Origin of the sequence: Variovorax sp. YR566, assembly GCF_051992195.1 — a bacterium.
Lineage (GTDB): Bacteria > Pseudomonadota > Gammaproteobacteria > Burkholderiales > Burkholderiaceae_C > Variovorax.
The window spans coordinates 4939556-4951785 of the sequence record NZ_CP197092.1 but is presented as its reverse complement, the minus strand read 5'-3'; the positions used below and the strand labels follow the sequence as shown (position 1 = coordinate 4951785).

Here is a 12230-nt window from a genome sequence, read left to right as displayed (position 1 = left end):
GACCTGTCTGGTACGGTACAGCCCCCCATGCAAAAAACGATTCGACTGAAGGCGGCCGCAGTGTCGCTGCCGCTGCTTTTTCTTCCCGCCCTGGCTTCGGCCGCCGACTTCGACGGCGGCAGCCTCTCGCCGCTGTGGGGCGTGCCGTTTGCCGGCATCCTGTTGTCGATCGCGCTGTTTCCGCTGCTCGCGCCTGCGTTCTGGCACCACCACTACGGCAAGATCTCTGCCGCCTGGGCGCTGGCATTCCTGCTGCCCTTTGCCGCGGCCTTCGGCGTACAGCTTGCCGGCGTTCAACTCGTGCACGCGCTGGTGGCCGAGTACATCCCGTTCATCATCCTGCTGACGGCGTTGTTCACCGTGGCGGGCGGCATCCACATTCGCGGCAACCTGCATGGCGCACCCGGCCTCAACACGGCGATCCTCGCCATCGGCGCGGTGCTTGCGAGCTTCATGGGCACCACGGGCGCATCGATGCTGCTGATACGGCCGCTGATCCGCGCCAACGACAACCGCGTGCACAAGGTGCATGTGATCGTGTTCTTCATCTTCATCGTGTCGAACGCGGGCGGTGCGCTCACGCCGCTGGGCGATCCGCCGCTGTTCCTGGGTTTCCTGAAGGGCGTGGGCTTCTTCTGGACCGCGCAGAACATCCTGCCTGAAACCTTGTTCATCCTCGGCGTGCTGCTGGCGCTGTTCTATGCCATCGACCGCCACTACTACCGCAAGGAAGGCGTGATGCCGGTCGATCCGACCCCCGACACGCACGGCATCGGCTTCGACGGCGCTGCCAACTTCTGGCTGCTGGGCGGCGTGGTCGTGCTGGTGCTGCTCAGCGGCTTCTGGAAATCGCCCGTGGCCTTCGACGTGTTCGGCACCGAGGTCGGCCTGCCGGGGCTGGTGCGCGACGTGGGGCTGGCGTTGATCGCGGTGGTCTCGTACAAACTCACCGCGCCCAAGGTGCACGCCGACAACCAGTTCGAATGGGAGCCCATGGCCGAAGTGGCCAAGCTGTTCGCAGGCATCTTCCTGACCATCATCCCGGTGATCGCGATGCTCAAGGCCGGCACGCAGGGCCCGTTCGGCGCCATCGTCTCGGCCGTGACGCGCGCCGACGGCCAGCCCGATCCGGCGATGTACTTCTGGGCCACCGGTGTGCTGAGTTCCTTCCTCGACAACGCACCGACCTACCTCGTGTTCTTCAACACCGCGGGCGGAGACCCGGCGGCGCTGATGACCACCTACGCCTCCACGCTGGCTGCCATTTCGGCTGGCGCAGTGTTCATGGGCGCCAACACCTACATCGGCAACGCGCCCAACCTGATGGTCAAGGCCATCGCCGAGAGCCGCGGGGTGCGCATGCCGAGCTTCTTCGGCTACATGGCGTGGTCGGTGGCCATCCTGGTTCCGCTGTTCGTCATTTGCACCTTCATCTTCTTCCGCTGACCTTCCTTCGCAGAGAGACAACATCATGAGCAAGCCCAAGATCCTGGTCGCGCGCGCGATCTTTCCCGAGACCATCGAACGCCTGTCGCAGCATTTCGAGGTCGAGTCGAACCAGTCGGACGAGAGCTGGAGCAAGGAACAACTGATTGCCAGGCTGCAAGGCAAGCAGGGCGCCTTCACCACCGGCAGCGAGCGCATCGACGCCGCCGTGCTCGACGCCTGCCCCGACCTGAAGATCTGCGCCAACATGGCTGTGGGCTACAACAACTTCGACGTCGATGCGATGGCCGCGCACGGCGTGCTCGGCACCAATGCGCCCGACGTGCTGACCGAGACCACCGCCGACTTCGGCTTTGCGCTGCTGATGGCCACGGCACGCCGCATCACCGAGAGCGAACACTTCCTGCGCGCGGGCAAGTGGCAGAAGTGGAGCTTCGACATGTTCGCGGGCTCCGACATCCACGGCTCGACGCTGGGCATCATCGGCATGGGCCGCATCGGGCAGGGCATTGCCAAGCGCGGCGCGCACGGCTTCGGCATGAAGGTGATCTATCACAACCGCTCGAAGCTCGACGCGGCGCTCGAAGCCGAATGCAAGGCCAGCTACGTGAGCAAGGAAGAGCTGCTCAAGACGGCCGACCACGTGGTGCTGGTGGTGCCTTACTCGCCGGCTTCGCACCACACCATCGGTGCGGCCGAGATCGCGCTGATGAAGCCGACCGCTACGCTCGTCAACATCGCGCGCGGCGGCATCGTCGACGACGCGGCCCTGGCCGTGGCCCTGCGCGAAAGGCGCATTGCCGCCGCCGGCCTCGACGTGTTCGAGGGCGAGCCCAAGGTGCATCCCGACCTGCTGACCGTGCCCAACGTGGTGCTGACACCGCACATCGCCAGCGCCACCGTGCCCACGCGCCGCGCCATGGCCGACCTCGCGGCGGACAACCTCATCGCGTACTTCGGCGGCAAGGGGCCGCTGACGCCCGTGACGCCCGTGACGCCAGTGCCTGGCAAATAGGCAGAGGCGATACCGCAACCTTGGACACTTCACTGGTTCTTATTGCACTGGCCGTACTCGCGGTCATCCAGCTCGTGCTGGTGATCTGGCTGCTGGCCCGCCAGCAGGCCCCGGCCGACCACAGCGACCTGCTGCGCGTGCTGGCCGCGCTGGGCTCGGCCAACGAGCGCACCGAGCGCGAGCTGCGCAACGACATCGGCGAAAGCTCGCGCGGTGCGCGGCAGGAAACCGCACAGGCCTTCGCCACCTTCCAGCAGGCGCTGGTGCAGCAGGGCGCCGAGGCCACGCGCACGCAGAACGCGCAGCTCGATGCCTTCTCGCTGCAGATCGCGTCACTGCAGAGGACGCTGGCCGACACGCTCAATACGCAGTTGCAGGGCCTGAGCGAATCGAACGCACGGCGCCTGTCGGAGGTGCGCGAGACGATGGAAACGCAGCTCGCGCAGCTGCAGCAGACCAACGCCGCCAAGCTCGACGAGATGCGCAAGACCGTCGACGAGAAGCTGCAGAGCACGCTCGAAGCGCGCCTCGGCGAAAGCTTCAAGCAGGTGGCCGACCGGCTCGAACAGGTGCACAAGGGCCTTGGCGAAATGCAGACGCTGGCCGTGGGCGTCGGCAGCCTGCAGCGCGTGCTGACCAACGTGAAGACGCGCGGCATCTTCGGCGAGGTGCAGCTCGAAGCGCTGCTCGAACAGGTGCTCACGCCCGACCAGTACGCCAAGCAGATAGAGACCAAGCCGCGCAGCGGGCAGCGCGTCGATTTCGCGATCCGCTTTCCGGGCCGCGGCGATGACGGCGCACCGGTGTGGCTGCCCATCGACGCCAAGTTCCCGCGCGACGACTACGAGCGGCTCATCGATGCGCACGAACGAGCCGATGCCGGGGGCGCCGAGCTGGCTGCCAAGGCGCTCGAAGCGCGCATCCGCACCGAGGCCAAGTCGATTGCCGACAACTACCTCGCGGCCCCGCACACCACCGACTTCGCCATCCTCTTCCTGCCCGTCGAAAGCCTCTACGCCGAGGTGCTGCGCCGGCCCGGCCTGATGGATGCGGTGCAGCGCCAGCATCGCGTGACGCTGGCCGGCCCGACCACCTTGCTCGCGATGCTCAACAGCCTGCACATGGGCTTTCGCACCCTGGCGCTGGAGCGGCAGGCGTCCGAGGTCTGGAAGGTGCTGGGCGCGGTGAAGACCGAGTTCGAGCGCTATGGCGAATGGGTCGCGCGCATCAAGGAGCAGGTGGCCAAGGCCTCGGACACGCTCGACAAGGCCGACACGCGCGCCCGGCAGATGCGCCTGGCGCTGCGCAAGGTCGAGGCGCTGCCCGAGGCGCAGGCCCAGGCGCTGCTGCCGCCCACGGCTGGCACTGACGCCGAATCCGACAGCGAGGGCGAAGACACCCCGTGAAAGGCTCCGAACTGTTGCGTGTCATCGGCGCCCAGGTGTGCCTGCACGCCACCATGGCCGGCATGCGGCTCGCCACGCCGCTGCTGGCACTTCAACAGGGGTACAGCGCGCTGGCGGTCGGCGTGCTGATCTCGCTGTTTGCGCTGACCCAGGTTTTTCTCGCCTTGCCGGCAGGGCGCTTTGCCGATCGATACGGCTTCAAGCGGCCGCTGTGGCTGTCGGTCATCGCGGCGGTTGTCGGCGCGGGGCTGGTGGTGATCTTCCCGATCTTTCCGGTGATGTGCGTCGCGGCCCTGCTGACCGGCGGCGCCACGGGAGCGACGGTCATCGCGCTGCAGCGGCATGTGGGGCGCTCGGCCAACGACCCGACGCAGCTCAAGCGCGTTTTCAGCTGGCTCGCCATCGCGCCGGCCGTGGCCAATTTCGTGGGGCCGTTCCTGGCCGGCATGCTGATCGACCATGCGGGCCGTGCGCCTGCGGACATGCTCGCGTTCCGCATCTGCTTCGCCGTGATGGCGGCGCTGCCCATCCTCTGCTGGATGCTCGCGCGCGGCGCGCACGAGCCGCCGCCCACCGCCCCGGTGGCGGGCGCCAAGCCGACGCGCGCCTGGGACCTGCTGCGCGAGCCGATGTTCCGCCGCCTGCTGTTCGTGAACTGGTTGCAGTCGTCGAGCTGGGACGTACACGCCTTCGTGCTGCCGGTGCTGGGGCACGACCGGGGCATCAGCGCTTCGGTGATCGGCTCGATCCTGGGCGCCTTCGCCATCGCGGCGGCGGTCATCCGCGTGGTGCTGCCGGTGATTGCGTCGCGGGCATCGGAGCGCAGCGTGATCCTGAGCTCGACGGCGGTCACGGCGATGGTGTTCGCGATCTATCCGCTGCTGGACTCGGCCTGGACCATGGGCATCTGCTCGGTGGTGCTCGGCTTTGCGTTGGGTGCGGTGCAGCCGATGGTGATGAGCATGCTCCACCAGATCACGCCGCACACCCGCCATGGCGAGGCGCTGGGCCTGCGGCTCATGACCATCAATGCGTCGAGCGTGGCAATGCCGATGTTGTTCGGCTCGCTCGGCGCGCTGATCGGCATCGGTGGCGTGTTCTGGGTGGTTGGGGGCGTGGTGGCGATTGGTGCGCGCGCGACCTGGGGTCTCAAGGTCTGACGGGGCGAGGGTGCCAAATCCACGTTTCAAATGCGATTAATTCTCATCTGTTTGACAATTTACTGACTTGAAGTCAGTATCGGCGCCTTCTTCAACGACCTTGAAGGCGTCCATGGACTCCCCCATTCAGGCTGCGGCCGACCCGCGCCGCCGTCTCGCGCTGGTTGCCGCGGTGTACCTCGGCAGCTTCATCGCCACGCTCGACGTGAGCATCGTCAACGTCGCGCTGCCCACGTTGCAGCGGGCGCTTTCCACCGACCTCGCCGGGTTGCAGTGGGTGATCGACATCTACGCGCTGTGCCTCTCGGCCTTCATGCTGTCGGCGGGGCCGCTGGGCGACCGCTACGGCCGCAAGCGCGCGTGGCTGGCCGGCGTGGCCGTGTTCACCATCGGCTCGGCAATGTGCGCGATGGCCGGCAGCCTGCCGATCCTGCTGGCGGGCAGGGCGGTGCAGGGCGTGGCCGGCGCGCTGATGATTCCAGGCGCGCTGTCGCTGCTGGCGCATGCGTTTCCGGAGCCGGTCGCGCGGGCGCGGGTGATCGGCGGCTGGTCGTCGTTCTCGGCGCTGTCGCTGGTCCTCGGACCGCTGCTCGGCGGGCTGCTGGTGGACCATGCGGGCTGGCAGAGCATCTTCCTCATCAACATTCCGATCGGGCTGCTGACGGTGGGGCTGGGGCTCTGGGGCATCAAGGAAAGCTCGCATCCCGAGCATGCCGCGCTCGACCCGGTCGGCCAGGTGCTCAGCGTGCTGTGGCTGGGCGCGCTGACCTACGGGCTGATCGCGGCGGGCGAGCATGGCTGGAGTTCGGTGCAGGCCTCGAGCGCACTGGCGGCGGCCGCCATCGGGCTCGCGCTGTTCCTGATGGTGGAGGCGCGCGTGGCGCGGCCATTGCTGCCGCTCGGGTTGTTCCGCGATGCGCGCTTCTCGGTCACCAATTTCGCGTCGTTCGTGCTCGGGTTCTCGGCGTACGCCAGCCTGTTCTTCTTCTCGCTGTTCCTGCAGCAGGTGCAGGGCTGGTCGCCCAGTGACACTGGCTGGCGGCTGGTGCCGCAGTTCGTTGCGACCGGCGTCGTGGCCTCGCAGTTCGGCCGTCTCGCGAAACGTTTCGACGTGCACACGCTGATGGTGGCGGGCTACGGGCTCATCGGCGGCGCGATGCTGCTGCTGACGCTGTTCTCCGCCGACACGTCCTATGCGTTGCTGGCGCTGCTGTTCGTGTTCCTCGGCGCGGGCACCGGCCTTGCCGTGCCGGCCACGAGCACGGCCGTGATGGCGTCGGTGCCGGCACAGCGTTCGGGCATGGCCTCGGCCACGATGAACGCGCTGCGCCAGGCCGGCATGCTGATCGGCATCGCGCTGCTCGGCACGCTGATGAGCACACGCGCCACCTCGCTGCTTGCCGATGCGCTCGGGCAGGCGGGCCTGGCCAACGCGCGGCAGGCTGCCGCTGCGGCAGTGGGCAGGCACGACTTGAGCGCGCTGAGTTCGCTCGATGCGTCCACCGCGCACAGCCTCCTGACCAGCGCGCTGGCCGGTGGCTTCCACGCCGCCGTGGCTTGCGCCGGCATTGCCGGCCTGCTGGCGGCGGGGCTGCTCGTGAGCGTGCGGCCCCGCGCCGCCGCCTTGCCCGCGCGCGCCTGAGGCTTCGTCCAGCCATGCCCGCCGCATACGTGCCGGTGCGCTTTCGTGCGCGTCTTCGTTCGATTTTTTCCAAGGAGCTTTTCATGACCCATCACGAACTCAGCCAATGGCCCCTCGTCATCAGCGTCTCGGCCGGGCTTCAGACACTCGAAGGCATGCAGGCCTTCACCGAGGACTGGAACCGCTGGCTCGACCGCGGCGAACCCTTCGCCTCGCTGCGCGTGTTCGCCGACGCCGATGCGCTGGCCCACCCCGAAGGCAGCGCGCAGAGCGCCAGGCAATGGTTGCAGGAGCGCGGCGCCGACATCCGCAGCCATATGATGGGCATGGCGAGCGTGGTGCCCGCCGACCAGTACGAGAAAATGCGCAAGATGAATGTCGAGAAACTCTTCGGCGTGCCCGCCAGCATCTTTGCCGACGCCGACGACGCACTGGTGTGGCTCGGCGAGCGCGTAATGGCGCCGCGCGGCCTGCCTTTCGATCTGGCGGCTGTGCGTGCGGCGATCCGCTCGGCCCGCCTGGCGGCAGCCGTTTCCTGAGGCAGCCGATGGTCAAGAGCAGCGACACCGTCACGATTCCAACATCTCCCGAGGGAGAGGCCGCGCCCCGCCGCCGCACCAAGGCACCCGAAACGCGCGCCGCCGCGTTGATGGACGCCGCCGAGCGCCTCTTCATCGCGAAGGGCATCGCCACCACCAGCATCGACGACATCGCGGCCGGCGCGCAGGTGGCCAAAGGCACCTTCTATCTGTACTTCCCGTCGAAGGAGGCGATGCTCGGCGCATTGCAGCAGCGCTTTGTCGACACCTTCTGCGCGCGGCTGCAGGAGGCCATGGACCGCCATCGGCCCGACAACTACCACGAGCGCCTGAAGGCCTGGGTCGAAACGGGGCTCGAAACCTATCTGGACAACGTCGCCTTGCACGACGTGGTGTTCCACGAGTACCGGCCCGAAGACCGCCGCATGCGCAACGACAACGCGGTCATCACGCAACTGGTCGGGCTGCTGAAGCAGGGCGATGCCGCCGGCTTCTGGGACGTGGAGGACGCGACCCTCACGGCCGTGATCCTCTTCAATGCGCTGCACGGCGTGGCCGACGACGCGGTGGCGGTGGGGCAGACCGGCGAGGCGGAGCGCAAGCGCCGCGCGCGCACGCTCACGAGATTCCTCGAGCAGGCGCTGCATCCGGCCGAGGATGACAGCGCCGACTGAAGCCGGCGCGGTTCAAGTCAGAGCTTGTAGAAGCGCTTGATTGCGCTCCACGCGTCTTCCGGCGCGTCGACGTACTCGAAGAGCTTCACGTCGCCCGGCGAGATCACGCCCTCTTCGACCAGGAAGTCGAAGTCGATCAGCCGCTTCCAGTAGTCCGAGCCGAACAGCACGATCGGCACCGGCTTCGACTTCTTCGTCTGCACCAGCGTGATCACCTCGAAGAGCTCGTCGAGCGTGCCGAAGCCGCCCGGGAACGCCACCAGCGCCTTCGCACGCATCATGAAATGCATCTTGCGGATGGCGAAGTAGTGGAACTTGAAGCTCAGCGCCGGCGTGACGTACGGGTTGGCTTCTTCTTCCATCGGCAGCGCGATGGCCAGGCCGACGGAGAGGCCGCCGCCCTCGTGCGCGCCGCGGTTGGCCGCCTGCATGATGCCGGGGCCGCCGCCGGTGCAGACGAAGAGCTTGTCCTGCGGTTCCTTGTCGTTGCTGTACTGGGCGACCAGCTTGCCGAAGGCGCGCGCCTTCTCGTAGTAGTGCGAGTTGCGCGCGAGCCGGCGCCAGCGCTCGGACGCTGCTGCGTCACCGCTGGCATCGGCCTGGGCGATCATGGCGGCGGCGTCTTCCTCGCTGCGAAAGCGGGCGCTGCCGAACACCACCACGGTGTTCTCGATGCCATGGGCGCGCTGCTCGATGTCGGGCTTCATCAGCTCGAGCTGCATGCGGATGCCGCGCGTCTCGCGGCGCAGCAGGAACTCGGGGTCGGCGAAGGCGATGCGCGAGGGATCGGGGTCGAGCGGCAGGCCCTGGTCGGCATGGGACCGGAGCGTGGCCCAGGCATCGGCCAGGCGTTTGTCGTGAATGTTGTGCGTGTTGTTCATGGGGAAACCAGACAGAAGTACCTTGGAGATTGTGCAGCGTTGCAACCACCATGCCCACCAAACAAAAAAGGCTCCTTTCGGAGCCTTTTTCGAGGGTGATGGTCAGCGGTGAAGCCGAGACTCAGACGCGCTTGCGGTATTCGCCGGTGCGCGTGTCGATTTCGATCTTGTCGCCTTGCGAGACGAAGAGGGGAACCGGCACTTCGAAGCCGGTGGCGATCTTGGCGGGCTTGAGCACCTTGCCCGAGGTATCGCCCTTGACGGCGGGTTCGGTCCAGGTGATTTCGCGCTCGACGCTGGTCGGCAGTTCGACCGAGATGGCCTTGCCGTCGTAGAACACCACTTCGACAGCCATGCCGTCTTCGAGGTAGTTCAGGGCGTCGCCCATGTTTTCGGCTTCGACTTCGTACTGGTTGTAGTCGGCGTCCATGCAGACGTACATCGGGTCGGCGAAGTAGGAGTAGGTGCAATCCTTCTTCTCGAGCACGATCTGGTCGATCTTGTCGTCGGCCTTGAAGACCACTTCGGTGTTGAAGTTGGCGATCAGGCTCTTCATCTTCATGCGCACGGTGGCGGAGTTGCGGCCGCCGCGGCTGTATTCGGTCTTGAGGACAACCATCGGGTCCTTGCCGTGCATGATGACGTTGCCGGCGCGGATTTCTTGAGCGATTTTCATAACAGGGTCTCTGGATGTTGGCCGCTCGGTGCACGGGGCCATCGGCGACCGTCTCGATTATTTGGACGTTTGCCGCTATGTCTGGCCCCGCGGTACAGGTCCCGCGGCAGGTTTAGCGGAGAGCATCTCGGATCGATGAGATCCGGGCCGAAATCCGCAAAGCCCACTATTTTAGCTTTTTTGGGCGACCAGTTTCCGCAGTTGCGTGACCAGATCGTCCTGCGCTAGCAGCCGCGTGCGGGCATCCAGGGCCGTTTCGCGCCACGGGCCCTGCGTTTCCAGTGCGGGCAGGGCGCTGTCGCCGAAGCCGTTCCAGGCGTGGTGAAAAAGCCGCAGCGAGGGCGGGGCGCCGAGCCAGTCCAGCCAGGCATTCAGCTTGACGTGGTGGGCATCGTCGTCCTGCGGGTAGATCTGCCAGACCAGCGGCGCGCCGGCCCAGAGGGCACGCACCAGCGAATCTTCGCCGCGAACGAAGTTCAGGTCGCAGGCCCACAGCAGGTGGTCGAAATCGGGCTGCGCGAGGTGGGGAAGGTATGAATTTGATAGCGCACCGCGCCCGTGGGGCAATGGCGTGCTCGCAAAGCATGCCTGGACTGCCTGCGTGGCACGGCCCGCCGTCACCAGCAGGCGCGTGGGCTCCGGGCCTTCTGCCAGCCGGGCCAGCAGGGCGGCCAGCGCGGGTGGTTCGTAGCAGAAGAGCGACACCAGCCGCTCGTGGTTCTGCCACGGGATCTGCTGTGCAGCCAGCCACTGCGTGCGGTCGAAACGCGCCCGGCGTTCCATCAGATGGGGTTCCCGCAGCAGTCCGCCCGTAGCGGGGGTGAAGCCCGGATAGAAGAAGCGCTTCGTCAACCCGGCGCCAGGGCCCTTGAACACCGGCGAAGGCAGCCCGTGAAGCCGTTCCACATACGGCTCGGCCGACAGGTATTCGAGGTTGATCCATGCAAGGCCCGGCCCTTCGGCAAAGCGGGCGATCAGTTCCGGCGCCGGCTCGCAGCCGAAGGCTTCGATCAGCACATCGGGCGCCGGCCCTGCCACGGCCGCCTGAAGTGCGGCGGGATCAAGCCAGTCGATCACCTCCACGCCGTCATGGCCCGAAGGTGCCATCCAGAGCAGAGCCGATGCGTCGTCGACCCACAGCCGCGCGCGTTCACCAATCGCTGCCAGCTGGCAGGCCAGCCTCCAGCAGACGCCGAGGTCGCCATGGTTGTCGATGACCTTGCAGAAGATGTCCCATTGCCTGGATTGCATGGCCGCGAGTGTGCCCGTCTTCGGTGGCTAGGCTGCCGGCCGTGCTTGCTATGCTGACGGCACAACCACCACCGGAGAGAGAACCCATGAGGATGCAGACCCGTCGCCGCTCGCCCCTGTCCTTTCGTTCCGCGAGAACCGTGCTCGCCCTGTCGCTGGCCTTGTGCGGCATGGCCGGTGCGTCGGCCCAGACTTCGGCTCCTGCGCTCACACCGCAGCAGCAGCGTTTTCACGACATCTACAAAGAGCTGATCGAGATCAACACCACCCATTCGGTGGGCGACAACACCGTGGCCGCACGCGCCATGGAAAAGCGCCTGGTCGATGCTGGCTTCGCGCCCGGCGACGTCCAGATCTTCGAACCCTTCCCGAAGAAGGGCAACCTGGTGCTGCGCTTCAAGGGCGACGGCAGCAAGAAGCCGCTGCTGTTGCTGGCCCACATCGACGTGGTCGAAGCCCGCCGCGAAGACTGGAAGACCGATCCCTTCAAGCTGCAGGAAACCGGCGGCTATTTCACCGCCCGCGGCGCCATCGACGACAAGGCGATGGCCGCGGCACTGGTCTCCGTGGTGGGGCAACTGAAGCAGGAGGGCTTCAAGCCCAAGCGCGACATCATCCTCGCGCTGACCGCCGACGAGGAGCGCGGCGATGCGCTCAGCAACGGCGCCTTCTGGCTCATCAACAACAAGCCCGAGCTGCTGCAGGCGGAGTTCGGCATCAACGAAGGTGGAGGCGGCGAGCTGCGCGGCGGCAAGCCGAACCTGCACCGCATGCAGGTGGCCGAGAAGATGTACACCACCTACATGCTGGAGGCGCGCGACGTGGGCGGCCACAGCTCGGTGCCGACGAAGAACAACCCGATCTATGCGCTCGCGGCGGGCCTGGAGCGCCTGGGCAACTTCAGCTTTCCGGTGAAGCTTGCGGACGTCACCAAGACCTACTTCGCGCGCAGCGCACCGTTCGCCACCGGCCAGCTGGCCGACGACATGCGCGCGGTGGGCAGCGGCAATCCCGATCCCGCAGTCATCGAGCGTATGTCGGCCAACCCGGCCTACAGCGCACAGTTCCGAACCACTTGCGTCGCGACGATGGTGCAGGCCGGCCACGCGGAGAACGCGCTGCCGCAATCGGCCAAGGCCACGGTCAACTGCCGCATCCTGCCGCACGACGACCCCGAGGAAGTGGAGCGCCTGCTGACCCAGGCCATCGGCAACGACAAGATCGTGGTGCGCAACCTGGGCAAGCCGCTGCGCAGCCCGGCGTCGCCGCTGAACGGCGACCTCGTGAAGACTGTGGAGTCGATCACGCAGCAGATGTGGCCGGGCGTGCCAGTGGTGCCCGCCATGAGCACTGGTGCCACCGACAGCCGCTTCATGCGCAACGCGGGCATCCCGATGTATGGCGTGACCGGCATGTTCCTGGAGCCGGCCGATGCGCGGGCGCACGGGCTCGACGAGCGCATCGAGATCCAGCGGCTGTACGACGGCCGCGAGTTCCTGTATCGGCTGGTCAGCGAACTCGCGAAGTAGTAAGCGGCGCC

11 protein-coding genes are annotated in these 12230 nt (G+C 66.8%); 8 read left to right on the top strand and 3 right to left on the bottom strand.

Features of this window, described 5'->3' with window-relative positions; all coding sequences use genetic code 11:
- The first annotated feature begins 27 nt into the window (after positions 1-27).
- The 7 genes from ACTG4X_RS23250 to ACTG4X_RS23220 all read left to right on the top strand — a co-directional run bounded on the left by ACTG4X_RS23250 (position 28) and on the right by ACTG4X_RS23220 (position 7882).
- Positions 28-1446 carry a sodium:proton antiporter gene (locus ACTG4X_RS23250; protein WP_440531996.1) on the top strand — a complete coding sequence of 473 codons (1419 nt, stop codon included), beginning with the start codon at positions 28-30 and terminating at the stop codon, positions 1444-1446.
- Positions 1447-1471: 25 nt separating this feature from the next.
- Positions 1472-2461: a 2-hydroxyacid dehydrogenase gene (locus tag ACTG4X_RS23245; protein WP_440531995.1), complete on the top strand. Its 990-nt coding sequence runs from the start codon at positions 1472-1474 to the stop codon at positions 2459-2461.
- A gap of 20 nt (positions 2462-2481) precedes the next feature.
- Complete coding sequence (rmuC, locus tag ACTG4X_RS23240; RefSeq protein WP_440531994.1) at positions 2482-3867, top strand: DNA recombination protein RmuC; 1386 nt, start codon at positions 2482-2484, stop codon at positions 3865-3867.
- Positions 3864-5027 carry an MFS transporter gene (locus tag ACTG4X_RS23235; protein ID WP_093051225.1) on the top strand — a complete coding sequence of 388 codons (1164 nt, stop codon included), beginning with the start codon at positions 3864-3866 and terminating at the stop codon, positions 5025-5027. Before rmuC ends, ACTG4X_RS23235 begins: the two co-directional genes overlap by 4 nt.
- 112 nt (positions 5028-5139) lie before the next feature.
- The gene (locus tag ACTG4X_RS23230) at positions 5140-6669 is read left to right on the top strand and encodes an MFS transporter (protein WP_440531993.1); all 1530 of its coding nucleotides are present in this window, start codon (positions 5140-5142) and stop codon (positions 6667-6669) included.
- An 83-nt stretch (positions 6670-6752) separates the two neighbouring features.
- Entirely contained in the window at positions 6753-7208 is a 456-nt protein-coding gene (locus ACTG4X_RS23225; RefSeq protein ID WP_093051851.1) for a hypothetical protein, read from the top strand.
- Between the two features lie 8 nt (positions 7209-7216).
- Positions 7217-7882 carry a TetR/AcrR family transcriptional regulator gene (locus tag ACTG4X_RS23220; RefSeq protein WP_440531992.1) on the top strand — a complete coding sequence of 222 codons (666 nt, stop codon included), beginning with the start codon at positions 7217-7219 and terminating at the stop codon, positions 7880-7882.
- Positions 7883-7899: 17 nt separating this feature from the next.
- Here the strand turns inward: ACTG4X_RS23220 and ACTG4X_RS23215 are convergent, their stop codons facing one another.
- The 3 genes from ACTG4X_RS23215 to earP all read right to left on the bottom strand — a co-directional run bounded on the left by ACTG4X_RS23215 (position 7900) and on the right by earP (position 10690).
- A complete protein-coding gene (locus ACTG4X_RS23215; RefSeq protein ID WP_093051216.1) occupies positions 7900-8763 on the bottom strand; it encodes a TIGR00730 family Rossman fold protein in 864 nt (287 codons plus the stop codon).
- A 121-nt stretch (positions 8764-8884) separates the two neighbouring features.
- Positions 8885-9439, bottom strand: coding sequence for an elongation factor P (gene efp, locus ACTG4X_RS23210; protein WP_007830687.1), 555 nt, complete (start codon positions 9437-9439; stop codon positions 8885-8887).
- A 171-nt stretch (positions 9440-9610) separates the two neighbouring features.
- Positions 9611-10690, bottom strand: a complete 1080-nt coding sequence (earP, locus tag ACTG4X_RS23205) for an elongation factor P maturation arginine rhamnosyltransferase EarP (protein ID WP_440531991.1) — start codon at positions 10688-10690, stop codon at positions 9611-9613.
- A gap of 86 nt (positions 10691-10776) precedes the next feature.
- On the opposite strand from earP, the gene ACTG4X_RS23200 reads away from it, so the two are divergent.
- A complete protein-coding gene (locus ACTG4X_RS23200) occupies positions 10777-12219 on the top strand; it encodes a M20/M25/M40 family metallo-hydrolase (protein ID WP_093051210.1) in 1443 nt (480 codons plus the stop codon).
- Positions 12220-12230 lie beyond the last annotated feature (11 nt).

Coding starts and splice junctions, on each gene's coding strand:
- earP (WP_440531991.1), bottom strand. CDS start 10,690: ATGCAATCCAGGCAATGGGACATCTTCTGCAAGGTCATCGACAACCAT.
- ACTG4X_RS23200 (WP_093051210.1), top strand. CDS start 10,777: ATGAGGATGCAGACCCGTCGCCGCTCGCCCCTGTCCTTTCGTTCCGCG.
- ACTG4X_RS23250 (WP_440531996.1), top strand. CDS start 28: ATGCAAAAAACGATTCGACTGAAGGCGGCCGCAGTGTCGCTGCCGCTG.
- ACTG4X_RS23230 (WP_440531993.1), top strand. CDS start 5,140: ATGGACTCCCCCATTCAGGCTGCGGCCGACCCGCGCCGCCGTCTCGCG.
- ACTG4X_RS23225 (WP_093051851.1), top strand. CDS start 6,753: ATGACCCATCACGAACTCAGCCAATGGCCCCTCGTCATCAGCGTCTCG.
- ACTG4X_RS23220 (WP_440531992.1), top strand. CDS start 7,217: ATGGTCAAGAGCAGCGACACCGTCACGATTCCAACATCTCCCGAGGGA.
- ACTG4X_RS23215 (WP_093051216.1), bottom strand. CDS start 8,763: ATGAACAACACGCACAACATTCACGACAAACGCCTGGCCGATGCCTGG.
- efp (WP_007830687.1), bottom strand. CDS start 9,439: ATGAAAATCGCTCAAGAAATCCGCGCCGGCAACGTCATCATGCACGGC.
- ACTG4X_RS23245 (WP_440531995.1), top strand. CDS start 1,472: ATGAGCAAGCCCAAGATCCTGGTCGCGCGCGCGATCTTTCCCGAGACC.